Annotated in this window: 21 protein-coding genes; 7 read left to right on the top strand and 14 right to left on the bottom strand. The window is 44.8% G+C overall.

What is annotated here, in order from left to right:
* The first annotated feature begins 286 nt into the window (after positions 1 to 286).
* Positions 287 to 1156, top strand: a complete 870-nt coding sequence (locus HDC92_RS14780; protein ID WP_015808747.1) for an AraC family transcriptional regulator — start codon at positions 287 to 289, stop codon at positions 1154 to 1156.
* 2 nt (positions 1157 to 1158) lie between these two features.
* On the opposite strand, the gene HDC92_RS14775 is transcribed toward HDC92_RS14780, so the two are convergent.
* From HDC92_RS14775 to HDC92_RS14750, 6 genes are all read right to left on the bottom strand, one after another.
* Complete coding sequence (locus tag HDC92_RS14775) at positions 1159 to 2265, bottom strand: SGNH/GDSL hydrolase family protein (protein WP_221270968.1); 1107 nt, start codon at positions 2263 to 2265, stop codon at positions 1159 to 1161.
* Between the two features lie 21 nt (positions 2266 to 2286).
* On the bottom strand, positions 2287 to 3645 hold the full coding sequence (locus HDC92_RS14770; RefSeq protein ID WP_317618096.1) for a sulfatase: 1359 nt from the start codon (positions 3643 to 3645) through the stop codon (positions 2287 to 2289).
* An 86-nt stretch (positions 3646 to 3731) separates the two neighbouring features.
* Complete coding sequence (locus HDC92_RS14765; protein ID WP_015808750.1) at positions 3732 to 4502, bottom strand: SDR family NAD(P)-dependent oxidoreductase; 771 nt, start codon at positions 4500 to 4502, stop codon at positions 3732 to 3734.
* A gap of 17 nt (positions 4503 to 4519) precedes the next feature.
* Entirely contained in the window at positions 4520 to 5656 is a 1137-nt protein-coding gene (locus HDC92_RS14760; protein ID WP_183875599.1) for a DUF4861 family protein, read from the bottom strand.
* 18 nt (positions 5657 to 5674) lie between these two features.
* Positions 5675 to 6517: a 5-dehydro-4-deoxy-D-glucuronate isomerase gene (kduI, locus tag HDC92_RS14755; RefSeq protein WP_015808752.1), complete on the bottom strand. Its 843-nt coding sequence runs from the start codon at positions 6515 to 6517 to the stop codon at positions 5675 to 5677.
* Positions 6518 to 6584: 67 nt separating this feature from the next.
* Positions 6585 to 7628: a LacI family DNA-binding transcriptional regulator gene (locus tag HDC92_RS14750; protein ID WP_183875597.1), complete on the bottom strand. Its 1044-nt coding sequence runs from the start codon at positions 7626 to 7628 to the stop codon at positions 6585 to 6587.
* A gap of 148 nt (positions 7629 to 7776) precedes the next feature.
* Between HDC92_RS14750 and HDC92_RS14745 the strand changes: the two genes are divergently transcribed.
* The 3 genes from HDC92_RS14745 to HDC92_RS14735 are packed head-to-tail and all read left to right on the top strand — an operon-like array spanning position 7777 to position 10477.
* Positions 7777 to 8511: a (Fe-S)-binding protein gene (locus HDC92_RS14745; protein WP_015808754.1), complete on the top strand. Its 735-nt coding sequence runs from the start codon at positions 7777 to 7779 to the stop codon at positions 8509 to 8511.
* 11 nt (positions 8512 to 8522) lie between these two features.
* Positions 8523 to 9899: a lactate utilization protein B gene (locus HDC92_RS14740; RefSeq protein WP_015808755.1), complete on the top strand. Its 1377-nt coding sequence runs from the start codon at positions 8523 to 8525 to the stop codon at positions 9897 to 9899.
* Positions 9896 to 10477: a lactate utilization protein C gene (locus HDC92_RS14735; RefSeq protein WP_183875594.1), complete on the top strand. Its 582-nt coding sequence runs from the start codon at positions 9896 to 9898 to the stop codon at positions 10475 to 10477. Before HDC92_RS14740 ends, HDC92_RS14735 begins: the two co-directional genes overlap by 4 nt.
* A gap of 3 nt (positions 10478 to 10480) precedes the next feature.
* Here the strand turns inward: HDC92_RS14735 and HDC92_RS14730 are convergent, their stop codons facing one another.
* The 7 genes from HDC92_RS14730 to HDC92_RS14700 form a co-directional block, all read right to left on the bottom strand.
* Complete coding sequence (locus HDC92_RS14730; RefSeq protein ID WP_015808757.1) at positions 10481 to 11722, bottom strand: MFS transporter; 1242 nt, start codon at positions 11720 to 11722, stop codon at positions 10481 to 10483.
* 207 nt (positions 11723 to 11929) lie between these two features.
* Positions 11930 to 12817: a dienelactone hydrolase family protein gene (locus HDC92_RS14725; protein ID WP_015808758.1), complete on the bottom strand. Its 888-nt coding sequence runs from the start codon at positions 12815 to 12817 to the stop codon at positions 11930 to 11932.
* Between the two features lie 59 nt (positions 12818 to 12876).
* A complete protein-coding gene (locus tag HDC92_RS14720; protein ID WP_183875592.1) occupies positions 12877 to 14310 on the bottom strand; it encodes a TolC family protein in 1434 nt (477 codons plus the stop codon).
* Positions 14303 to 17470 (bottom strand): efflux RND transporter permease subunit, encoded by a 3168-nt coding sequence (locus tag HDC92_RS14715; RefSeq protein ID WP_183875590.1) that lies wholly within the window; start codon positions 17468 to 17470, stop codon positions 14303 to 14305. The genes HDC92_RS14720 and HDC92_RS14715 overlap by 8 nt, the downstream gene beginning before the upstream one ends.
* Positions 17471 to 17494: 24 nt before the next feature.
* A complete protein-coding gene (locus HDC92_RS14710; protein WP_183875588.1) occupies positions 17495 to 18577 on the bottom strand; it encodes an efflux RND transporter periplasmic adaptor subunit in 1083 nt (360 codons plus the stop codon).
* An 85-nt stretch (positions 18578 to 18662) separates the two neighbouring features.
* The gene (locus HDC92_RS14705; protein ID WP_183875586.1) at positions 18663 to 19070 is read right to left on the bottom strand and encodes a hypothetical protein; all 408 of its coding nucleotides are present in this window, start codon (positions 19068 to 19070) and stop codon (positions 18663 to 18665) included.
* A 107-nt stretch (positions 19071 to 19177) separates the two neighbouring features.
* Positions 19178 to 21691 carry an alkaline phosphatase family protein gene (locus HDC92_RS14700; protein ID WP_255484539.1) on the bottom strand — a complete coding sequence of 838 codons (2514 nt, stop codon included), beginning with the start codon at positions 21689 to 21691 and terminating at the stop codon, positions 19178 to 19180.
* A gap of 247 nt (positions 21692 to 21938) precedes the next feature.
* On the opposite strand from HDC92_RS14700, the gene HDC92_RS14695 reads away from it, so the two are divergent.
* From HDC92_RS14695 to map, 3 genes are all read left to right on the top strand, one after another.
* Positions 21939 to 23159, top strand: a complete 1221-nt coding sequence (locus HDC92_RS14695; RefSeq protein ID WP_183875584.1) for a dicarboxylate/amino acid:cation symporter — start codon at positions 21939 to 21941, stop codon at positions 23157 to 23159.
* Positions 23160 to 23314: 155 nt separating this feature from the next.
* A complete protein-coding gene (locus HDC92_RS14690) occupies positions 23315 to 24298 on the top strand; it encodes a c-type cytochrome (RefSeq protein WP_183875582.1) in 984 nt (327 codons plus the stop codon).
* A gap of 29 nt (positions 24299 to 24327) precedes the next feature.
* Positions 24328 to 25092 carry a type I methionyl aminopeptidase gene (gene map, locus HDC92_RS14685; protein WP_183875580.1) on the top strand — a complete coding sequence of 255 codons (765 nt, stop codon included), beginning with the start codon at positions 24328 to 24330 and terminating at the stop codon, positions 25090 to 25092.
* Between the two features lie 30 nt (positions 25093 to 25122).
* Here map and HDC92_RS14680 read toward each other — a convergent pair whose 3' ends face one another.
* Entirely contained in the window at positions 25123 to 25428 is a 306-nt protein-coding gene (locus HDC92_RS14680) for a hypothetical protein (protein ID WP_183875578.1), read from the bottom strand.
* Positions 25429 to 25631: the final 203 nt, after the last annotated feature.

The raw sequence follows: 25631 nt of genomic DNA, 5'->3' as shown, positions 1-25631 counted from the left end.
GGGTAAGCTCAAATGTAACTATCTTTTTTAATAAATGAAAGTTTAAACATACTTTTTTCAACTCTTTTTCTTCCATACAAATTTGGTATCCTGCTGAAAAAAGAAGGGGTCAGGAGCATTTGCCTGAATTAACAAAGTTATTGGCGCAATACATGAGCCCAGGCTGAGCACAGTTTTTTAAAAAATACATTCAGCGTATTTGGCATAATTGATTGCAATTTTGTCGCTTACTAGGTATTTATAAAACATTTTTCTATTTTTAAAACCGTAGCTAACCAAATATGTAATGAAACCTCAACTGCTCAAAGTTTCCAATACGCTGGTCAACTCATTTAGTGCCAGAAGAGATAAAGTACCCTATATCAACAACCGCTGGCATTACCATGCTGAAGTGGAGCTGATCTATTTCAAAAAAGGCAATGGCACCCAGTTTATCGGCGATAGCATCAAGCGTTTCAATTCGGGGGATATTGTATTGGTAGGTGCCCATTTACCACATTACTGGAAATTTGACGACATTTATTTTGATGAAGGTGAGCAGAACAATGCCGATGTAGTGGTGGTCCATTTTTGTGAAAATTTCTGGGGCAACCATTTTCTTTCGCTGCCCGAAAATAAAGGCATCAGGCTGACCCTGGAAAAAGCCCAGCGCGGGATACAGATCAGGGATAACAGCAAGCGGCAGATTGGGGGCCTGATGGAAGACATATTGCAGGCAACGGGCCCATCAAGGATTATTTTATTGATGGAAGCCTTACTGGCCATAGAGGGCAGTACGCAGGACAAACCTTTATCTTCTATGGGTTTCCGCAACAATTTCGAAGAAACGGAAAATGACAGGATCAATGCCATCTACAACCATTCGCTGATGAACTTTAAGCGGAAGATCCCGATGGAAGAGATGGCTGCAGTGGCCAACATCAGTCCGAATTCCTTTTGCAGGTATTTTAAATCCAGGACACGGAAAACCTATACCCAGTTTATCAGCGAGATCAGGGTTGGTCATGCCTGCAAACTGCTGATTGAAGACAGCATGAACGTAAAACAGATCTGTTATGAAAGCGGCTTTCATAATTTTGCCAGCTTTCATAAACATTTTAAGATCATTACCGGGCAAAGCCCGCTCAACTACCAGAAGTCATACCTCAGCAAATAAAGCTATTTTATTTTCCGGATTACCTTTTCATAGGCATCGGCATAACGCATCATGCCGATATCATTCGGATGGGTACCATCCACCATTGTGTCGATGTCCTGGTTAATTTCTGCTTTAGACAGGTAATAAATGTTTTTTATACCTTTTGCTTTTAAAGCTGCAAAAGTGGCTTTTAACACGGCATTTACCCGTTCATAAGCCTTTGTCCGCTCCTGGTTGATGCCACCGTCGGTATAGCCGTCATGTTCTGTCAGCAAAATGGGAACACCAGGTTTTTTCGATTGCAGGTATGCCACTGCATCTTCAATTTTTTGTTTGATGATCTCGTTGGTAAAGGCCTCACCTGTCAGATTGGGCAGGCAGTCCAGCACATACAGGCGGGCATCAATTTCGGGCAGCAGTTCTACAATCTCTTTTTCCATGCGCCCGTTGCCGGAAAAAGCAAGGTTAATGACGGGTGCATCCAGTTTACGGCTCAGGATGTTTGTCCAGCCCATGCCGGGGCGGCTGGCGCATGCCCCCTGTGCAATAGAGGTTCCATAAACCACAATGGGTTTTTGCGCAACCGGTGCTAAAGGCGTAAAAGCGCTTTGCTTAGGCACGCTTATTTCCATCCATTTTACAGCATTGTATAAAGGAAGAAAAAGGGTGTAAGTTCTTTCTTTAAGGTCAGCACTTTCCAGGCCCGTAAAGCGGTAAACCAGGGTATCGCCAAAGCTATATTTGCCTGCCGACCAAAGCCACTGGCCATCTGGGCCTTTGGCATACAGGTCCAGCCCGCTTACCCCTGTTGCCGGCATGTGCGACATTTGTACAGGCCCTGTAACCTGATACCTGACTACAATTTCTGCTGCATTCGATTTAAACCGGAGGTTAAGTCCTGTACTGTTTTTAGAAAGGTTCCAAACCACTTTTCTGGCTGTTTGCTCTGCTTTTGCGGGCAAACGGTCGTAATAGTCCTTTAGTCCGCTATGCCAACCTTGTCCGCCCACAACACTGGTCTTTTCATTGACGGGGTTCCATGTTTTATATTCTATTACCTTCTGGGCAATACAGAAATGCCCTGTTGCCGACAGCAGCAGCATTAAAAAAATGAGTTTCTTATACATATAGTAAATATAGTAAAATAGTTAATTGACAATGGCAGGCTGACGCAGATTTTTACCTTTTCTGCCGGTAAGGTCATCTCCCATGTCCGCTCTTGCCTCTTCCACAAAAACAAGCATTTTTTGTACAAGTTCGGGATACTGTTGCTGAACATCATAAGCCTCGCCGGGATCATGGGCCAGGTCGTATAAAGCCATTTTTACTTCCGCCCGCGTTGCGGCTCCCGGAAAACCATCTTTGCCATGGATGTCGCTGGTATAGGATACAGAAGTATGTGGCAACACCAGTTTCCAGTTTTTATACCTTACGGCCTTGAGGCTGTTTTCATTATAGTAATAATAAAAAACCTGGCGGGGGGCTTTATCAGATCTGCCCAGCAGCAAATCTGCAAAACTTATTCCGTCTATCTTCTTTTCGGGTGGGGCGGCATGGCTAAGCTGCAGCAAAGTTGGCAGGATATCCATATTGGTAATCAGGTTGCTGTTTACACTTCCGGCTTCCACTTTGCCCGGCCATCTGATGATGCAGGGAACACGGGTCCCTCCATCCCATATGGTCATTTTTCCTCCGCGAAACCCACCTGAAGAGCCTGCATGGTTACCGAACCTTAACCAGGGGCCATTGTCGCTCATAATTATAAGAATGGTATTTGAAGCAATTTTATTCCGGTCCAGCGATTTCATGATCTCCCCGACAGACCAGTCCAGTTCCATAATAACGTCGCCAAACAGTCCCAGCTCACTTTTACCCCTGAATGCTGCCGAGGCAGCCAGCGGCACATGGGGCATGGGATGGGCCAGGTAAAGAAAAAAAGGTGCGCTTTTATTATTTTCAATAAAGCGTACCGCCTTACGGGTAAATGTTCCGGTAAGCATGGCCTGATCATCAGGTGTACGCACATAGGCAGCAGGCTTGTCGCCATCCAGCAAGGGCAGTTCGGGGTAGCTTTTTTTCCCCGCAACAGCCACCTGGGGCTTTCCTTCATAATCCACCGGCCACATATCGTTCGAATAGGGAAGCCCGTAGAAGCTGTCGAAACCATAATGAAGCGGAAGGTTGGGGGCCTTGCTGCCCAAATGCCATTTACCCAGCATGGCAGTTTTATACCCTGCCTTTTTGAGCAGGGAGGCGATGGTTTCTTCTGCAGTATCCAAAGCTATTTTTGAATCGGGGGACAATGCCCCCCGCAATCCGATCCGGTTTGGATAACAGCCGGTCAATAATGCTGCCCTGGACGGGCTGCAAATTGCCTGAGCAGCATTAAAGTGTGTAAACCGCATGCCTTCCTTAGCCGCTTTATTAAAATTAGGCGTTGGTATTCCAGTCATCCCATAGGGTTCGGTATCCCCGTACCCCATATCGTCCATGTTGATAATGATCACATTCGGAGGTTGCGTTTTAGTGGTCTGGGCTCTGCCAGCAGCAAAAAAACAGCAAAATGATAGTATAAAAAGCCCGGTTTTCATAATTATCTGCCCATCCAGCCACCATCGACTGTCATCACTGTACCGTGCATGTAATCTGATGCTGCCGATGCCAGGAATACCACAGGCCCTTTGAAATCTTCGGCTTCGCCCCAGCGGCCTGCAGGGATGCGTTCCATGATAGAGCGGCTCCGGTTTTCATCGGCCCTTAATGCCGTAGTATTGTCGGTAGAGATATAGCCGGGTGCAATGGCATTTACATTTACGCCTTTTGCGGCCCACTCATTGGCAAAAGCCTTGGTTAACTGGCCAATGGCACCTTTACTGGCAGCATAACCCGGTACGGTAATGCCCCCCTGGAAGGTAAGCAAAGAGGCTGTAAAGATCACTTTACCGCTTCCCCTGGCAATCATATCCCTTCCAATTTCCCTGGTCAGGATAAAAGGGGCCGTCTGGTTTACTGCGATCACTTCATCCCAGAACTCGTCGGGATGCTCGGCAATAGGTTTTCTCAGAATGGTGCCCGCATTGTTCACCAGGATATCGATTACCGGATGATCTGCCTTTACCTGTGCACAAAATGAATTGATCGCTTCGCGCTCGTTAAAGTTACACTGATAAGCATAAAATTTTCTTCCCAATGCAGTTACAGCTCCGGCAACTTCGCTGCCTTCAAGTTCCAGATTGGCCGACACCCCAATGATGTCTGCCCCGGCTTCAGCCAATGCTTCGGCCATTGCCTTGCCAATACCGCGTTTACAACCGGTAACCAAAGCTATTTTTCCTTTTAAATTAAATAAATCAAGTACTGCCATTTCTATTGCTTTATAAATTATTGCACACTTACCTTTAAAGGCTGCTGCAATTGCTGTTTAAAATTATTCAGATAATTAAACCAGGCCTGGGCCGTGGTTATTTCATTTCCCTTGCTCCATGCAGAGCCATTATAATATACTACAGGCTCGCCATTTTTGGCAGTAGCATGGCTAAGTAAATGGGTCTTATCGGTATCCATTGTTACAGGCTGACCTGTAACAATGGTGGCTACGCCAGTGGTACCATCAACACCGTGCTGAGGTTCCCAGTATCCTAAAATACCTTGTTGCTCATCCATTAAAATGGTTCCGGGTTCTTTTCTTTTCACGATACCTACGACTACCGGCAGCATATCACCGTTATAAGTATACACTGCCTCTACCCTGTTCAGGTGCGAACCGGCATCCAGACTGATGGTTTTAAGCACTTTCACAGATTTTCCGGCTACATCCCAGGCATCATAACCCAGCTGGAACGTGGTGCGCAGCGGTCCATTGTCGAGCACCTTCCAGTTGTGGTAATTTAAAGGAAAATAAACAGAATCTTTTACATAAGGAGCAATATCACCAGCACCCAGGGTCAGGCCTACACTGTAATAATCCATTCCATCACCGTGGTCCGTATGGTAATCACCTGTCTTGTACCAGTCGTTGATCACCAGTTTACTTGTCCTTTTTACCCATACATCGGTTCCAAAAGCATTGTCTTTTCTTCCTTCCAGGGCTTTGCCATACATGCGGAAAGCTACTTTATCGTTTTCCCAGGCAAAATCGTCAAAACGTTCAGGCACATAGCGGCCATAAGCTTTTTTTGCAACCGGCGCTGGTTTTCCAGCAACGATCAAAAGTTTGGCAGTGCCATTTGCTTTCAGGCTAAGCTGCACCAACAGGTTTTGTATCGATGCCTGTCCGCGGTGTTCCAGCTGAAAAGGAACTTCTTTTTTGGTAAGCGCATTGAGCACCTTAAAATTCGCCGTATCAATACGCGGATATTTAGCCGTTATCTGAGCCCAGCTAAGGCATACAACTGCATTTATCCGCTCTATTTTTGCAGGATTACTTACTGTTAGGATTGCTTTGGCACCGGTTTGCTGTGCCATCAGAGCTGAAGACAGTGCAGGGAACAACAGTAAAAAACCAATTATTCTTTTCATCTTATTCTTGTTTAATCCTTATTTTAAATCATTAATTGCGCAATGGTCCATATCCCCATAGTCCAGGTTTTCGCCGGCCATACCCCAGATAAAGGTATAATTGCTGGTTCCTGCACCAGAATGGATAGACCAGTTTGGCGAAATTACGGCTTGCTCGTTCTGCATCCAGATGTGCCTGGTTTCCTGAGGTTCGCCCATAAAATGACACACACTCTGTCCTTTTGGCACTTCAAAATAGAAATAGACTTCCATCCTTCTGTCGTGCGTATGTGCCGGCATGGTATTCCATACACTTCCGCTTTTCAATTCGGTCATTCCCATTTGCAGCTGGCAGGTTGGCAATACACTGTTTACCAGCAATTTATTGATTACCCTGTGATTTGCAGTTTCCGGTGTACCGAGTTCAACAATTTCAGCATCAGCTTTTGAAACCTTTTTGTTTGGATAAGTATGATGCGCAGGGGCAGAATTGATGTAGAATTTTGCCGGGTTACTTTTATCATCTGAGGCAAAAGTTACTTCTTTAGTACCTTTGCCCAGGTATAGGGCTTCTTTAAATTCCAGTTCGTAAGTGATGCCATCGGCAACAATTTTACCTTTTGCACCAACGTTAATGATGCCCAGTTCCCTTCTTTCCAGGAAATAAGCAGCTTTAAGATTTTCAGGATTAGACAACGCTACGGCTTCATTTACAGGCATTACCCCGCCTGTGATGTAACGGTCAAAATGAGACAGTGTCAAATTAACAGCATCAGCTTCAAACAAGCTTTCCATTAAAAAATTCTTACGCAGAGCGGCGGTATCAAATTGCTTTGCTTCACCGGGACTAACTGCATAGCGGCTTTCAAAAGATGTTTTCATGTATATATATTATTTGTTCTTATTTATTTCTGCAATTCAAAGAATCGCTTTTGTGTTTAATTAAAATCTAAATTGTACTGGTCGACATTCTGCTGATCAGTTTTACAGAGATAATGATGGGTTCGGTCTTATATACAGCCCCTTCCTGGTCGGCAGCCAGCAAGTCGACCAGTGTTTCCACAATCCGCCTGCCTACCAGGTTCGGAAACTGCTCAACAGAAGTAACCGCGGGGCTAATGATTGCGGTTCGGGGATCGTTAGAGTACCCGGCAATTTTTAAGCTTTCCGGTACGGCTATGCCCCTGGCTTTGGCAAATTCAATGGCCGCAATGGCCGTAGTATCGTTATCGGCAAACAAGGCATCGGGCACTGCAGTAGTTTCAAACAATTTATGCATGGCCTTAAAGGCATTTTCATGGCTCAGTTCCTGATGAAATACCCAGTCCTGGTTTACCGATAAACCATGCGCTTCCATCGCTTTTAAAAAACCTGCGGCCCGGTCCTGGTACAGGTTAGAGGTTAAGGGCCCAGAAACATGGGCAATTCTTTTACAGCCTGCTGCAATCAGGTGACTGGTAGCGGCATAGGCCCCCTGGAAATCATCTCCCTTAATCAATGTGGCCCTATAGGCCTTTACCGGCACCCTATCGTAAAAAATGACCGGGGTACCATGTTCCACGAATTTATCAAAGTGCGCAAAATCTATGGTCTGCAAAGTACAGGCGGCAATCAATGCGTCCACCCTTGAAGCGTAAAGTGTTTCGGCCAGTTCCCGTTCCATACTTACTGAGTCGTTAGACTGGCAAATGATGAGGTTATAACCATGTTTGTGCAGGTCGTTCTGAATGGTCGTGATCACTTCGGCATGAAAAAACATGGAAACCCTCGGAATAATCAGTCCTACTGTGCGTGTCTTATTACTCCTTAATCCTGAAGCCATGTGATTTCTTCTATAGCCCAGTTTAGTAGCCATTTCTACCACATCGTTCCTGGTCTTTTCTTTCACATAGGGATGGTTGTTTAAAGCCCTTGAAATGGTTGCAGGTGAAAGCTTTAAAGCTTCAGCAATATCCAGTATGGTATTTTGATAAGTCTTTTTTCCAGTTGCCATAAACCTGTAATAATTGGCAAGCTAGCATTTTTTTTAATTATCTGAAAACGTTTTCATAATTTATCGGTATTGTTACCGGGGGTATGACAGCACAGGATGGTCTGATGAGTTAAAAACGCTATCTTTAACCCCATAACCCTATATATACATGAACGTAGGCCTTTTCATACCTTGTTATATCGACCAGTTTTATCCAAATGCCGCTATTGCCACATTAAATCTATTAAGCAAACTTGGCATAACAGTAAAATATCCTGTCAACCAGACCTGTTGCGGACAACCCATGGCCAATTCGGGATTTGAGCATTTAACCCAGGGCTGCAATGAGTTGTTTATAGATAATTTTGCTGAATTTGACTATATCGTTTCTCCGTCGGGAAGCTGTGTGCTGCATATAAAAGACCATTTACACTCGCCAACAGCGGAGGAAAAGGCGTCAGGGATCAGGAAAAAAGTTTATGAGCTTACAGAGTTTTTAACGGATGTACTTAAGGTAGATAAACTGAGTGCAAGGTTTCCGCATAAGGTGGGCGTACACCAAAGCTGCCACGGCCAAAGGGGATTGATGCTGGCACAAATGACAGAGCTGGTTGCTGCACCATTTTCGAAACCTTTGCAGCTGTTAAAAATGGTAGAGGGACTGGAGCTGGTGGAGCTGAGCAGGCCGGATGAATGCTGTGGTTTTGGGGGTACGTTTTGTGTGGCCGAGGAGGCCGTATCTGTAAAAATGGGCAAAGACCGGGTGGCAGATCATGTAAACCATGGTGCGGAATACATTACGGCAGCAGATATGTCGTGCTTAATGCATATGGAGGGGATCCTGCGCCGACAAAACAGCAAGGTAAAGGTACTGCACATTGCAGAAATATTAAATGCAGAATAGTAAGAAAACAGATGAGTTCAGCAACAAAAGACCATGCCGGATTATCGGACATTTTTAATAAAGACGAAGCAAGGGTAGACTGGCACGATGAAACCTTATGGTTTGTGCGCGCCAAACGTGATAAAGCCGCCCATAACCTTCCGGAATGGGAATCCCTGAGAGAGACAGCCTCACTGATCAAGAACAATGTACTTTCGAACCTGTACAATTACCTGGTTGAATTTGAAACTCAGGCCCAAAAAAACGGGATAACCGTACACTGGGCAGCCAATGCCGAAGAACACAACCGGATTGTGCATGGCATATTGAAAGCGCATAGTGTAAACAGGCTGATCAAGAGCAAATCTATGCTTACCGAGGAGTGCCATTTAAATGAGTACCTTAAAAACAACGGGATCGATGTGATTGATACCGATCTGGGAGAGCGGATTGTACAGCTTGCACAGGAACCGCCGAGCCATATTGTATTGCCCTGCATCCATAAGAAGAAAGAAGAAATAGGCGAACTGTTCCATGAACACCTGGGCACTCCAAAGGGGATGGCCGATCCTTTGTTTTTAACGGCAGCGGCCAGGGAACACCTTAGGGAGACCTTTTTAACACGCAAAGCAGCCATTACAGGCGTAAATTTTGCCGTTGCAGAAACCGGGGAATTTGTGGTTTGCACCAATGAGGGCAATGCCGACATGGGCGCACATCTGGCTGATGTACATATTGCCTGCATGGGGATTGAAAAGATCATCCCAAAACGGACAAACCTGGGGGTGTTTTTAAGGTTGCTGACCAGGAGTGCTACTGGCCAGCCTATCACCACTTATTCCAGTCATTTTAAAAAACCGAGACCTGGACAGGAAATGCACATTGTGCTGGTAGACAATGGCCGGACCACACAACTGAGCCGCCCAGATTTCAGAAACTCGCTGAAGTGTATCCGTTGTGCGGCCTGTATGAACACCTGCCCGGTTTACCGCAGAAGCGGGGGCCATAGCTATCATACTGCAGTAGCCGGTCCTATTGGCTCTATACTTGCCCCTAACCTGGACATGCGGGAATATGCAGACCTGCCATTTGCCTCTACCCTATGCGGTTCCTGCAGCAATGTTTGTCCGGTTAAGATCAATATCCACGAACAGCTGTACAAATGGCGGCAGGTTATTGTTAAAGAGGGTTATGCAGACCCCAAAAAGAAACTGGCGATGAAAGCCATGGAATTTACTTTATCCAGCCCTTTTGTTTACAAAAACGCAGGTAAAGCAGGCCGATGGTTTATGAAACATGCCCCATTTACGGTAAACAACAAGCTAAACCTTTGGTACCAGCAGCGTGAAATGCCTGAAGTACCTCAGCAATCGTTTGGAGAATGGTATAAAAAGAACAAAAAAGCATGAGTAGCAGAGCACAGATATTAGCCAGCGTATTACAAAACCAGCCTGAACTGCAGGCCTTACCGGAAGATTTACAGACCAGCTTTCCCGCAGCAGATCCTGTGGAAGCTTTTAAAACTGTACTGACAACCATTGGAGGTGCATTTATTGAAGTTTCAGATTATCTGGCTATACAAAACTATATATCAGAACATTTTGCCGGACAGCGTGTGGTTTCTACTTTACCGGAACTGGCAGCAATAAGCGAAAAGGGCTGGGAAAACCAGGACCCGCACAGCTACGCAAATGTAGACCTGGCCATCATTACCGCCCATTTCGGGGTAGCAGAAAATGCGGCCTTATGGATTACAGAAGACCTGATGCAGCAAAGGGCCGTACCTTTTATTTGTCAGCAGCTGGCTGTTGTGATCAGCAGAAAGGACATTGTACAAACCATGCATGATGCCTATTTAAAAATAGGCGCCGCGGATTATGGTTTCGGGAGTTTCATAGCCGGCCCTTCTAAAACGGCAGATATAGAGCAATCGCTGGTGCTTGGCGCACATGGGCCAAAAAGCATGACGGTGTTTGCGCTGGATTAATGATTAATCCTCTACAAAATCGAGGTCTTTATGATGGGTCTCGGGAATGGTCCTGATACAGTAGAAGCCTATACCAAAGCATAGCAGTCCGACTACCGCTGCAGCATTGAGTGCCAGCAGGCCCGGTTTTAAAGCTGCATATAAAGTGGTCATCAATACCACTGTACCCCTTACCATATTCGGTATGGTTGTGGCGGCAGTTGCCCTTACATTGGTGCCAAACTGTTCTGCCCCTATGGTTACAAACATGGCCCAGTAGCCGATTCCAAAACCTATCCAAAGGCACATTGCATAAAGCCCTGTAGCGGTATGGATTCCACCATACAGGTATATGATACTGCCAATTGCAGTAAAAGTCATTAAATAAGTAACGGCCCTGATCCTCGATTGGAGCCAGTAACTCAGCAAGCCGCTCACCAGATCGCCGGCCGATAAGCCTACATAGCACCACATTACCGCCAGTCCGGGTTTTATGGCTTCTGTAATGCCCAGCGCTTTGCCAAACTCGTTGCTGAACGTGGCCAGTATCCCGATGACATACCAGGTGGGCAGACCTATTCCGATACATTTAAGGTACAGCAGCAAGCGGCTCTTTTTGGTAAAAAAAGAAAGAAAATTACCTTTGGCCACATGGTGTTTTTCTTTCATGGCATGGAACATCCCCGATTCAAATACACCTATTCTTAAAAACAACAATAAAATACCCATACCCCCACCAATAAAATAAGCATTTCTCCAGCTAAATAGCTCTACTGTAAAATAGCCAACCACAGCACCAAGCAGGCCTACTCCTGCCACTACCGAAGTGCCTATTGCCCTTAATTTTTTGGGCAGACTTTCCGATACCAGGGTAATCCCTGCCCCCAGTTCACCGGCCAGACCAATACCCGCAATAAAGCGCAATACTTTGTAAATGGTTACATCGTGTACAAAACCGCAGGCGAAGTTTGCAATAGAATAGGTAATGATAGAGCCAAAAAGCACCGACAGACGCCCTTTTTTATCTCCCAGAATGCCCCATAGTATCCCACCTAGCAATAAGCCGGTCATTTGCCAGTTCAAAATACTTGCCCCCTCAATGGATACCGCCGCCTCATCAAGTCCCAGTTCGGTTAAACTGGGGATCCTTACGATCCCAAATAAAAGCAGGTCGTATATATCTACAAAATAGCCCAAAGAAGCTACAATAACAGGGGCACTGAACAGGTAAGCTGCTGCACTTTTCTCTTTTGTGAGGTTGGTCATGTGGTGGTTTATATTTGGTTTAGTTTATTATCAGGCTAAGATATTTATTTTTATAAATAACTATAAGATTCATCTTAAAATTATTTTATAATTAAACCTGCCGGGTTTTTATGCAGTGCCTTACCTGCCTGGTACTTCCAATTGCACAATTTTATTTCGGTCAATATCCCTTTGGGCGGCAATGGGCCACCCAAAGGGATAAGGCCCTTATTTTAACTTCTTTTTAAAAAAATCAATGCTGCGTTGCCAGGCCAGTTCTGCCGCAGCTTTGTCAAAGCGCGGCGTTGTATCGTTATGAAAGCCGTGGTTAACATCAGGATAAATATAAGCAGTATATTCTTTTTTATTTTCTTTTAAAGCAGCCTCATAGGCCGGCCAGCCCTTGTTGACATTGGTATCCAGGCCGGCATAATGCAAGAGCAACGGGGCTTTTATTTTTGGCACATCCTCATTTGCAGGCTGCCCCCCGTAAAATGGTACTGCAGCGGCCAGTTCCGGAATCCGCACCGCCATCATGTTCGAGATCCAGCCGCCAAAACAAAACCCTACCACCCCTACTTTACCATTGCAGTCCTTCTGGTTTTTGAGGTAATAATACGCTGCTATAAAATCTTCAAGCATTTCCTCCTTACTGCGTTTGCTTTGCAGCTCACGGCCTGCATCATCGTTACCAGGATAACCACCCAGCGGGCTCAGGGCATCTGGGGCAAGGGAAATAAATCCGGCCAGTGCTGCCCTCCGGGCTACGTCCTCAATATAAGGATTTAAGCCCCTGTTCTCATGCACCACTACAATACCACCCAGCTTCTGTTTTTCGGCAACAGGCTTACACCATAAGGCTTTGATGGTACCCCCACCTTTTTCAGACTGGTAATTGATGTATTTGGATACCAATCGCGGATCATCCGGCTGAATCTGAACACCTCCCTTGTAATCGGGCATGAGAAAGCTCATCAATGAGGTTACCGTAAGCCCTCCTACCGCGTACACGCTCAGCTTTTGCATAAAATCACGACGGTTAACCCTGTTATGGGCATAATCGTCATAAAGGTCAAACACACCTTGCTGGATATCTTCTTTCCTGATTTCCTTCATAGCTTTATTTTTTAATTTCACCGTTACAGGCTACCTGCCTGCGAATTAAATATACGGTTTTATTTCCAGCCTCCACCGAGGTCCCTATAGATATTGGTGACAGCATTGAGCTGTCCCTTTTTGGTTTCTACCAGTTCCAGTTTGGCTGCCAGCGCATCTCTTTGGGTCATTAAAACTTCCAGATAATCGGCACGTGCCGACTTAAACAGATCATTGGAAATATCTATTGAGCTGCTGAGTGCCTTTACTTCTTTCGATTTCAGGTCGTAACTTTTTTCCAGGTTACTGATTTTCGACAATTGGGCAGAAACCTCCAGATATGCATTTAGAATGGTCCGTTCATAATTGTACATGGCCTGAAGCTGGCGCGCATTGGCATTGTAAAACTCTGCCTTGATGCCCTTTCTGTTGATGAGGGGACCGGCAAGATCTCCGGCAAGCGAATAAAGCACTGATTCCGGAAATTTAACCAGGTAAGATGGCTTAAATGCCTGAAAGCCTAAAGCAGCAGAAATGCCGAAAGAAGGATAAAATTCGGCCCTTGCAACTTTAACATCCAGTTTGGCTGCAGCCAGCTCCAGTTCAGCCTTTTTGACATCAGGCCGGTTGGCCAGTAACTGGGACGGGATACCGGTACTTACTGCTGTCGGCATCAGGGTTAAAAAGCTGTTTTTATCCCTCTGTATGGGTTGCGGATACCTGCCCAGTAAAAAGTTGATCCTGTTCTCAGTTTCTGTGATCTTCTGAAGGATATCAAACTCCAGTCCCTGGGAATTCAGTACTTCTGCTTTAAATTTCTGGACTGCCAGCTCTGTTACCCGGGTTGCCTCTTTCTGAATCTTTACAATTTCCAGGGCATTTTTTTGCAGTTCGATATTTTGTTTAACAATCTCCAGCTGATTGTCGAGGGCCAGCAGCTCATAGTAAGAATTGGCCACTTCAGCAATCAGGTTGCTCAGCACAAAATTTTTACCTTCTATGGTCGACAAATACCGGCTGACCGCTGCTTTTTTTGCATTGTGCAGTTTTTTCCAGATGTCGGCCTCCCAATTGGCAGTCAGCACTGCCGTATAATCCATCAGCGGATCGGGCATTTCCTTTCCAGGAGCTATTTCTGTGCTGGCATCACCGGCACCCTGACTGGTATATCTTCCAACTTTTTCAATACCGGCACCAATTTTTCCATTTACCGCAGGCAACAGTTGCCCTTGTCTGCTCCTGATGTCATTTTTTGCAATCTCAATTTCCTGCAAAGTGATCAGCAGTTCCTGATTGCGCGTCAGTGCAGTATCTATCAGGTGCTGTAAGTCCTTATCGGTAAAAAAGTTCCGCCACGCGGCAGTGGCTACATTAATGGTATCCAGACTGTTACCATAAGATACCGGTACCGACCTGTTTTCGGCCCGCTGTGTGACGGCCGGAAGCTTACAGCTTGCAGCAGCCAGGCAAATGCCCAGCACTGCGATATATTTATATCTACCAAGTTTATACATTGTGATCAATTTCTTCGGTTAAAGGGTTTTCTTCTTCGTTTTTAACAAGCAGGTGTTTTTCGGATATTTTACCGAATATGTAATACAGCCCGGGTATAATAATTACGCCGAATACCGTTCCGAAAAGCATACCTCCGGCAGCGGCAGAACCGATTGTCCGGTTACCTGTTGCCCCCGGGCCCGAGGCAAAAACCAGTGGGATCAGTCCCGCTATAAATGCAAAAGAGGTCATCAGGATCGGGCGGAACCTAACCGATGCCCCCTCGATTGCAGCTTTGAGTACAGAGCTGCCAGCCCTGTGTTTCTGAACAGCAAATTCGATGATCAGTACAGCATTCTTGCCCAGCAAACCAATGAGCATCACCATGGCTACCTGCGCATAGATATTGTTCTCCAGCCCAAATAATTTGAGCAACAGGAATGCACCAAAAATTCCTGCCGGAAGGGAAAGAATTACCGGAAAAGGTAAAATAAAACTTTCATACTGGGCAGCAAGCAACATATATACAAATACCAGACAGATGAGGAAGATGTAAACGGCCTGGTTTCCGCGGCCCACCTCGTCTTTGGAGATACCTGCCCAGTCGATACCAAAGCCTCTTGGCAAACTGGTTTTTGCCACTTCATTTACCGCATCAATGGCTGCTCCACTGCTGTATCCCGCTGCAGCCGATCCACTGATCTCTGAGGCATTGTACATATTGTGCCTGGTGATCTCTGATAAGCCATACACCTTTTCAATTTTCATGAAAGCGGAAAAAGGTACCATTTCTTCATGGTCGTTCTTTACATACAGCTTCAGCACATCTTCTGGTAAAGCCCTGTACTGCGGCAGGGCCTGCACCATTACTTTGTATTGCCGGTCGTATTTGATAAAACTGGTCTCATAGTTACTTCCAATCAGGGTAGAAAGCGTATTCATGGCATTCTCGATGGTCACCCCTTTTTGCTGGGCAATGTCATTGTCAATCCGCAGCATGTACTGCGGAAAGCTGGCGCTGTAAAAGGTGAATACAGACGACAATTCAGGCCGTTTCTCCAGTTCCTTCACAAAATCCCGGCTTACGGTCTCCATCTTTTTATAATCGCCGCTCCCTGCTTTATCCAGCAGGCGCAGCTCAAAACCACCGGCAGCCCCATAACCAGGTACTGCGGGCGGCTGGAAAAATTCTATGGTAGCGCCTGTAATGTCTTTGGATTTTTCTTCCAGCTCATTGATCACTTCCTGAACACCGTGTTTGCGCTCATCCCAGCTTTTCAGATTGATCAGGCAGGTTCCTGAATTGGCACCTGTACCCTCTGTAAGGATCTCATAACCGGCAAGGGAAGAAACCGATTGTACATCTTCCATCCCTTCTGCAATCTTCTGCAGTTTTTCGGCAATCTGGTTTGTCCTTTCCAGTGAAGAGCCGGGAGGGGTTTGGATTACGGCGTAAAACATTCCCTGGTCCTCGTTCGGTATGAAGCCGGCAGGCAGTACCTTATTGAGTAAGCCTATCCCTGCACAAAAAGCGAGCAGCATGCCAAAGGTGATTACCCTCCTGTTCACAATTTTGCCCAGCAAGTTCTGGTACCTGCCGGAAACACTGTTAAACCAATTGTTAAAACCATCCAGCATTTTATTCAGCCAGGTTTTCTTTTTTGGTTTCCCATGATTGTTTTTCAGCATCATGGCACACAATGCCGGAGTAAGGGTAAGCGCAACCACTCCCGACAGGATAATGGAAGTTGCCATGGTAATGGAAAACTGCCTGTAGAATATACCAACAGGGCCCGACATAAATGCAACCGGTATAAATACTGCAGCCATTACAAAAGTGATGGCAATGATGGCCCCGCTGATCTCGTGCATAGCCTCTTCGGTAGCTTTGAGTGGCGAAAGATTTTTCTCTTCCATTTTGGCGTGCACCGCCTCAATTACAACTATGGCATTGTCTACCACAATACCAATTGCCAGCACCAGCGCAAATAGGGTAATCAGGTTTAAGGTAATACCCAGGTATTGCATGAACAGAAAAGTTCCGATCAGGGATACCGGTACCGCAATGGCAGGGATCAGGGTTGAGCGCCAATCGCCCAGAAAAAGAAATACCACCAGCCCTACCAGGATAAAGGCCTCTACCAGGGTATGGATTACCTTTTCAATAGAAGCATCCAGAAATTTGGAAACATCATAGCTGATCTCATAATCCATTCCTTTAGGAAAGGAAGTTGATTTGATCTCTTTCAGTTTGGCCTTGATGTCTTTAATTACCTGACTGGCATTACTTCCATACGATTGTTTTACAGTTATGGCAGCAGAAGGCTTGCCATTCAGGTTGGAATACAGATCGTAATAGGAGCTTCCGAATTCTACATCCGCAACATCTTTCAGGTGCAGCAGCTCTCCTTTGTTGCTGGATCGTAAAATGATGTTTTCGTAACCTTCCTTGGTACTGAACCGTCCGGGATATTTCAATACATATTCAAAGGCCTGCGACCTTTTGCCCGAGCTTTCTCCGGTTTTGCCGGGTGAGGCTTCCAGACTTTGCTCATCGAGCGCTTTCAGTACTTCATCTGCAGAGATTTTATAGGCCAGCATACGGTCGGGCTTTAACCAGATCCTCATGGCATATTCCCTGTTACCCAAAATATCGGCCACACCAACCCCGTCAACCCTTTTCAGTTCCGACAAAACATTGATATCGGCATAATTGAAAAGAAACTTCTGGTCCATATTGGGGTCTTTGCTGTACAGGTTGATGTACATCAGCATGTTGGACTCTTCACGTGTAATTTTAACACCCTCGCGCACCACCAGTGGCGGCAGCTTATTGATTACCGAGGCCACGCGGTTCTGGATATTTACTGAAGCCTGGTTAGGATCGGTACCCAGGTTAAAGATGACCTGTATGGTAGCCTCTCCGTCATTCCCCGCATCAGAAGCCATGTATTTCATTCCGGGAACACCGTTAATGGCCCGCTCAAGTGGAATGATAACAGATTTGATCATTAATTCGCCATTGGCCCCGGGGTATTCCGCAGTGATGTTCACTTTTGGAGGAGAAATAGAAGGAAATTGTGTTACCGGTAACTGGGTTGCCGCCAAAACCCCCAGAAAGGTAATGATGAGCGATATCACTATAGACAGGACAGGCCTGTGTATGAATTTATTAAACATAAAATTAAATTTAGGGATGGACCACTATTCCGCTCTCAATTGCAGACGGGAAATGACTTCCTTAGGTGCTACAAAATTGTAGACGATCTTATCGTCATCTTTTACCTTCTGGACACCTTCCAGAAGAATCCTGTCATTTTCAGAAAGGCCATTGCCTACCACATACAGATCAGGCATCTGGTTACTGATACTGATGTTCCTTGATTTGACTTTGCCATTTTTATCCACCACAAAAACATATAGTTTATCCTGGATTTCATAAGTTGCCTTCTGTGGTATCAACAGGGCATTTCTGAGCGGGACAGTCATCTGAACCTTGCCCGTTTCGCCATGCTTTAGCAACCTGTCAGGATTCGGAAACCTTGCCCGGAAGGCAATATTTCCGGTTTCATTGTTAAATTCACTTTCTATGGTCTCCACTTCACCTTTGTACTTCAGGGGCTGGCTGTTGGCCAGCACTAAACTTACCTTGCTGTTGCCCCGGTTTCTGGTATTGGTTTCGTAATCCAGGTATTCTGGTTCAGACACATTAAAATAGGCAAACATCTGGCTGTTATCGGACAGGCTGGTAAGCAGCTCACCCTCGTCTACAAGACTGCCCAGCTTTAATGGGATGCGGTCAATTGTCCCATCAAAAGGAGCCCTGATCTCGGTAAACGACAGGTGGAGTCTGGCCAGTGCCGTCTCTGCTTTCGCCTGTTCCAGTTTGGCCTGGGCCATAGCCAGTTCATTTTTTGAGACCACATTCTTATCGGCCAGCAGTTTGGTATTCTGCAGTTCTATTTCTGCAGCCTTGGTTTCGGCCTGGGCTTTCAGCAATTCAGCTTCATACATTTTAGGCATAATTTTGAACAGCAGCTGACCCGCTTTCACAAAATGGCCTTCATCTACATAGATCTGCTGAAGGTAGCCTTTTTCCTGCGCCCTGATCTCGATGTTCCTTACAGATTTGATCTGCGAAACATATTCTTTGGTAAATGAGGTATCTATTTTTAAAGGACTGGTAACCGCATATTTGCCGGTCTCTTCCTTTGCTTCTTTTTTTGAGGTACAGCTGATATGGCACAAAATGGCACACAAGCCTGTAAGCATTACAATTCTCTTCATTCGTGTTATTGATTATTAAAATTTGATGGCCGGGAACCATAGCGGTCCCCTTAAGAAATATTTCATACTCCGGAGGTATGACCGATCAAATTCTTAAAACCCTTTGCAGAATATATTTAAAAGAAGAAGTATAAGACAGGTGCTCACAAAACGGCAGGCTGCCGTTTAAGCAGGTACATCTATAAATTAATTCCGCTGAATGGACAGGCCTGATCGCATAGCGTAGCGGTAATACCTGTTTTCTGACAGAGAAGCCATCTTCTTCATCGCCTTCATCCTCAACACTGGTAAAGTCCTCTTTCTTTTCGGTCAGGTTATTGTTACTGATTAAAAAGAGGTACCTGCAGGTGTTACCGATCTTTAACTGCTGCTTATCTGTACGCTGAATAGCCGAATGACTGGTACTATGGTGTGGCTTTGCTGCAAAAACGCCATTGCGCCCGCCCAGCAGGAAGAAACAAAGTGACAGAAAAAATACAGCAACAGCTCTCATTTGGGCGCAAAAATAATATCAGTCGTGAGAATTAACGCCTGCCCAATCAATTTAATGGTCAGAATTTTGTAATATTCACGAGCCTTCCTGATACAGACCTGGAAGATTTAATCGTCATCATCTTTCTTTTTCTTTTCTGCAATCACAAATGCACTTCTTCTGGGGGCAGGCATTACAGCATCCTCCCCTTTTACAGATTTCCATACCACCTGGTTCAGTTGCAGGTCGGGCGCCTCATCCTCTTTCGCAAAACTAAAAGTTTCCGAAAGTTCAGCACTTTTATTCAATGCTACATTCCTGGTATCGAGGTTTACCCCTGCCTTCCGGTGATTATAGGGGGTATAATCCGGTGTTGCTGTAAAACAATCGTATAAGGGCATTGCTGCTGCATCATACTGGCTCATTGGTGGCAGTCCAAGTATCAGTTCCATAGTCCGCAAAAACCCACTGGTAGAATACATCGTGCTCACTACCTGGTTCCTTTTGGTATAGGGACTGATGACCAGTGCGGGCGAACGATGTGCATCCACATGGTCGGGTCCGTTCTGGGCATCATCTTCCAGTATAAAAACAGCTGATTCTTTCCATATCCTGCTGTGCGAGAGGTGTTCAATGAACAATCCCACAGCAAGGTCATTGTCGGCAACAGCAGCCAGGGGCGAAATCTGCCCCCTCTTTTGTCCGCTGGTATGGTCATTAGGGAATTTAATGGTATTAAATTGCGGAACTTCATCTTTTGCAAGCAGCCGGTCAAAATCTTTTATCCAGATGGCACAACGGGTGGTATCTTTTATTTCAAAGTCAAAAGAAGGAAAACCGACACAAAAATGGTCTTTCAAAGCTGCAATAACCGCGGTCTTGCCATTTGCAAATTCGCCGTAGCTCCGGTAACTGACCCCCGCCCTTTTACAGTAATCCCAGATAAAACCATCCCTGGGATAAGTAATTTTCCGGTTTCCGCCATAATCTCCGGCCCCGCCACGTTTACCATATTGTGTGGGCCAGGTTTTTTCGACATAATCATTCGCATAGGCGCCCATACTCCAGTTATGGCCATCGGCACTCACCTCGGCATCCACATAAAAATTATCCAGCAGTACGTATTCTTCAGCTAAAGCATGGATGTTTGGCGTTACTTTTTCCGGAAAAAGACAAAGCTTAGGATCTCCGTTTCCTTTTTTTACATCTCCCAATACCTGATCATAAGTCCGGTTTTCCTTAATAATATAAAAAACATACTTTATAGGGCTTACATCACCTTTTTTAAAGGGTATAGGATTGGATGCTGATGGTGCCTGCTGCTGCTTATTGAAAGGTGTGTTACTGTACACCATTTGTGTATAATCTTTCAGCACCGTTTCTTTCGGATCATCAACAATAGACAGAGTTCCTTTAAACAAGCCGCCAATATACTGCAACCTTTTATCCGGAGTGGAGCCTTCATGCAGCTCGCTGTTGTCTGCTTTGCTGATGGGTTGCGGACCTTTAGGATTTGCCATGCTGGTAAAGCCTTTTCCATTTGCTACCCAGATCCTGTTTTTGCAATACTTAACACTCGTTGGGTACCAGCCTGTCGGGATAAAACCCAGGCTTACACTTTCGCCTATTTTAGCAACATTAAATACCGCAAGGCAATTGTTATCGGCATTGGCAATGTAAAGTGTCTGTTCATTGTCTGACAAGGCCAGGGCATTGGTTGTTGAGCCGGTCAGTTGTGTTGGATGTACTGCTGATGAGATCACCTCAACTACTTTTTTTGTCTGCGTATTGATGATGGAAACCGAGTTATCGCCACCATTGGCTACAAACAGATAATCGCCTTTTTTATTCAGCAACAGCTCATTAGGCGCATATTGCGTAGCAATGCTATCCGTAATCTGCCCCAGCTTTGTGTCCAGCAGGACTACCTTATTGGCTCCCCAAAGTGAAATGTATAAAATCTTCCGGTCGGACGAAAGGATACAGGAATAAGCTTCTGAGCCTAAAGCAACTTTTTTAAGTGTTTTTCTGGTAGTCAGGTCAACGATATAAAGACTATTGTCTTCCTTGGTAACTACATACAAAACCTGGTTCAGGTCATCAAGGGCAAGTCCGGCCGGACTGATCTTTACTGGCCAGGCTTTTCCTAGCCTGATGGTATCAGGTTCAAGCAGTTTACCCTTTTCAACCGGATAAACCAGGATGATATTGTCATTGCCCCCTGAAACATAGAGCTTATTATCCTTATCATTAAACTGCAGGCCATACCAGGATTTCCCAATCTCTTTTTCATCGGTAATACGTTCCGTTTTAACATCTATCAGCTGGATAGTTTGCTTACTTTGGCCATTATTGGTCACCGCAATCTTCTTTTTATCGTGGGAAAGCTGGATGTTCAGGGGAAGGTCTCCTAAAGGGAGCGACCTGCCAACCGGACTTAAGGACCAGCCATTGGGTAAAAGTACCCGACTGCTGCCATGAACTTTTCCGGGTAACTGTGCGAAAATTAAATTACTGGATACGCTGATCAGCAGCAACAGGATACATAATTTCTTCATGATGATTACACTAAAATTAGTTTCATATCCTGTCTGTTTTGTCCATATGCTGCTGCCTTTAATAAAGCCTCTCCTGTCTGACATGGATATATTTTGTAATTAATGTTTTAATAGCAGCCCCAATATTAAGGTTACTAGATAAGAACAAAATCACTTGTACATTATCATTAAGTTAATATACGGCAATTCTTTTCGTCTTTGTTCTTTCCCGAAAAAAACCATTGAATTTCCTTCAATTTTATTTAACATCATTGTCATGAATTAATATTTAATATATTTAAAAAACCAAGCACAAGCCTCCCTGAAAGGGCAAAAGTTTAGAACTCAAATAATGAAAGGATTTGTAAAAAATTATAGCGGCATTATATGGTTGCTCACAGGAATTGCTTTAGGCAGTATTGCCGGATTAATATTCGGTAAAAAAGTAGAGGTATTAAAGCCAATAGGCGATATATTTCTAAACCTCTTATTTACCGCTGTCATCCCCCTGGTCTTCTTCGCCATTTCTTCTGCTATAGCCAATATCAAACCTTCAGATAAACTGAGCAGAATGATGGGGTTTACCGCAATCGTATTTCTTGCCACGGTACTCATATCTGCCATACTGACCATTGTTGCCGTTAAAATATTCCCTATCCACGAAGCATTGGGCAATGCTCAGCTTAACGAAAAAATAGAAGACAGCCCCTTTGCCGAGCAACTTACAAAATTATTTACCACAACAGAGTTTTACGAACTGCTGTCACGTAAAAGCATGCTGGCGATGATCATCTTTTCCATCATGATAGGCTTTGCCGCATTAAAAGCCGGAAAGGCCGCAGATCAGTTTGTTGGTTTCCTGCATTCCGGCAACGAAGTGTTTAAAGGGGTATTTATCCTGATCATGAAAGCAGGCCCTATAGGTCTGGGTGCTTATTTTGCCTACCAGGTTGGTGTCTTCGGTCCACAATTGTTTGGCACCTATGCCAAGTCTTTGGGCCTGTACTATGGCTTTGGGGCTTTTTATTTCGTGGTCATGTTCAGTGTATACGCCTTTGTAGCGGGCGGCATCAAAGGCATCAGAAGGTACTGGAAAAATAACCTTATTCCTTCTGCAACGGCAGTAGGCACCTGCAGCAGTATTGCCGTTATACCTTCCAACCTGGAAGCCGCAAAAAGAATGGGCATCCCTGAATACATCGCCAATGTAACCATTCCCCTTGGCGCAACCCTGCATAAAGATGGCTCCAGCATCTCCTCTATTGTTAAAATGGCGGTTGTTTTTGCCTTATTTGGTAAAGGCTTTGATACGGCCGATGCCATTGTGCTTGCACTGGGTATGACAGTTCTGGTAAGTGTGGTAGAAGGCGGTATCCCAAATGGTGGTTATGTAGGCGAGCTGCTGTTCATCTCGGCCTACGGACTACCGATTGAGGCCCTCCCTCCTGCAATGATCATTGGCACATTGGTTGATCCCATGGCTACCCTGCTCAATGCTACCGGCGATACGGTTGCCTCTATGGTGGTAACCAGGTTTACCGAAGGCCGGCAATGGATAGACAAGGCAATATAATTGCCCGCAACACCAACAAACTTAACCATTAGTCGACGAAATTAATGTTTCCGTCTACACTATTGCATAATTGTGAATAATACTTGCCACTTTTGAACTTTAAACTTAAATTTAAATTTAAAAGCAATAAGAAACTACCAAATTAAACACACTTAATGAAAATTTTAAAAGTATTAGGGCTAATTGTCCTTTTTGTGATTGTTATTGCCACTGCTGCAGGCTTCTATGTAAATGTTGCCCTACCCGATACCGGAAAGGCACCGGCAGTAAAAATTGAAGTGACCCCTGAGCGGTTGGAAAGGGGCCGTTACCTGGCCAATCATGTTACAGCCTGTATGGACTGTCACAGCAGCCGCAACTGGAGTTTATTTTCCGGTCCTCCGGTTGCCGGTACTATAGGTCAGGGTGGCGAAGTTTTCGATGAAAACATGGGTTTCCCCGGCAAAATTTACGCGGCCAACATTACCCCGCATGCCCTGGGTAGCTGGACTGACGGGGAAATATTAAAAGCAGTAACCACCGGTGTAAATAAAGACGGAAAAGCTTTGTTCCCATTAATGGGTTACAGCCGCTTCGGAAAAATGGACAGAGAAGATATTTATAGCATTATTGCTTACATCCGCAGTCTGCAACCTATAAAAAGCCAGGTACCAAATACAGAACTAAATTTTCCGGTAAGCCTGATCAATAAAACATTACCAAAAGCGGCCGACTTTCAAAAAAAGCCTGATGCAAGCGATAGCCTGAAATATGGCGCTTACCTGGTAAATGCCGCCGGTTGTGTAGATTGCCATAGTAAAATGGATAAAGGCAATATTGTACCTGGTTCTGAATTTGGGGGTGGTATGGAATTTATACAGCCTGCAGGAATTATGCGCTCGCCAAACATTACCATGCATAAGGTAAATGGTTTGGGCAACTGGAGCAAAACCATGTTTGTACAAAGATTTAAAATGTATGCAGACAGTACCGTTAAACTGCCAGGCATGGGCAGGAACGAACTCAATACCCCAATGCCATGGACCATGTATGCCGGAATGACACAGCAGGACCTGGCTGCCATTTATACTTATCTGAAAAGCTTAAAACCACTTGACAATAAGGTTGAAGTAAGGGAAATTAAAGGACAACCGCTTTAAAATACTTATATTTGTGCAAAAAGAATACCATGTCAATCACATCGCAGGAAGAATTATTTGGAATGAAACAGGTAAGCAATGCTGTTGCAGAAACATTAAAGCAAATGCGGAAGTATGCTGCACCAGGCATGTCGGCCCAGGAGCTGGACGAGTTTGGCGGTAATATCCTGAATCAGCTGGGTGCCAAATCTGCCCCCAGGCTAACCTATGGTTTTCCGGGCTGGACCTGCATCAGTGTAAACAATGAGGTGGCGCATGGTATTCCAACCAAGGCTAAGATTTTGAATGAAGGGGACCTGATCAATATTGATGTCTCGGCAGAACTAAACGGTTTTTGGGCAGATAATGGCGGCTCATTTATACTTGGTCGTGATTTAAATAAGCTACAACCCCTGGTTGATGTGTCCAAACAAATTTTGAAAAAAACAATTGCTCAGATTAAGGGCGGTGTAAGAATTGCAGATATTGGTAAATTGATAGAAATGCAGGCCAAACAAGCAGGTTACAAAGTGATCAAGAACCTTGCAGGACATGGTGTAGGAAGAAGCCTGCATGAAGAACCCCATGATATATTGAACTGTTATGACAGGTACAATACCGATCGTTTCAAAAAGAATTCTATAGTAGCGATTGAGACTTTTATTGCTACAGACTCCAGCTATGCAGAACAGCAGGAAGATGGCTGGACCTTGATAGGAAACCGTGGTGGGTATGTAGCCCAGCATGAGCATACCATTATGATCACTAATGGTATGCCCATAATTCTTACTGCTGCAAACGAGATCTGGGGATAATCAGGCATATTGAGCAAGCTTATCAGTTTTTCATGGTTTCCCGGGTTCGACTGCATTTCTGTTTGAATCGGGAACTGTAGATGGTAGGGTGTCGGTGTGTTTCTTATTTTTCTTTCTAAATAGATTGGTCAATTTTTCCCCTGCTTTGTTTAATGCTTTATCTGTAACATTGTCTGCGGTTTTATTTACAGCCTTATCTACAACTTTGTCGGTTGAGCGGTCAACTGAATTTTCTGTAGCGGCTTTTGCTTTTGCTTTAAGTTTACTCAAAACCTGTGCTTGTGCCATCCCTCCTGCACCAAGGGTAAGGAAAAGGATAAAAATTACTTTTTTCATAGTTTTATTTTTTTCTAAAAGTAGCCTGGAAATACTTGCAGGTCAATCGTTAAAAAAGATGATTTTTATAGGTAGACATCTAAAAAATCATTAAAAAAGAGGATATAAAACAGGTCAGGTCCGTATTTAATTTGCAGTTAGAAAAATGTAAATTAGGGTATGAGAAAATTAACGTTGCTATTTTTTTCAGTTATAACCTGTTT

The sequence above is a fragment of the Pedobacter sp. AK017 genome (assembly GCF_014200825.1).
Classification (GTDB): Bacteria; Bacteroidota; Bacteroidia; order Sphingobacteriales; family Sphingobacteriaceae; genus Pedobacter; species Pedobacter heparinus.
This window is presented reverse-complemented; position numbering and strand designations above follow the sequence as displayed.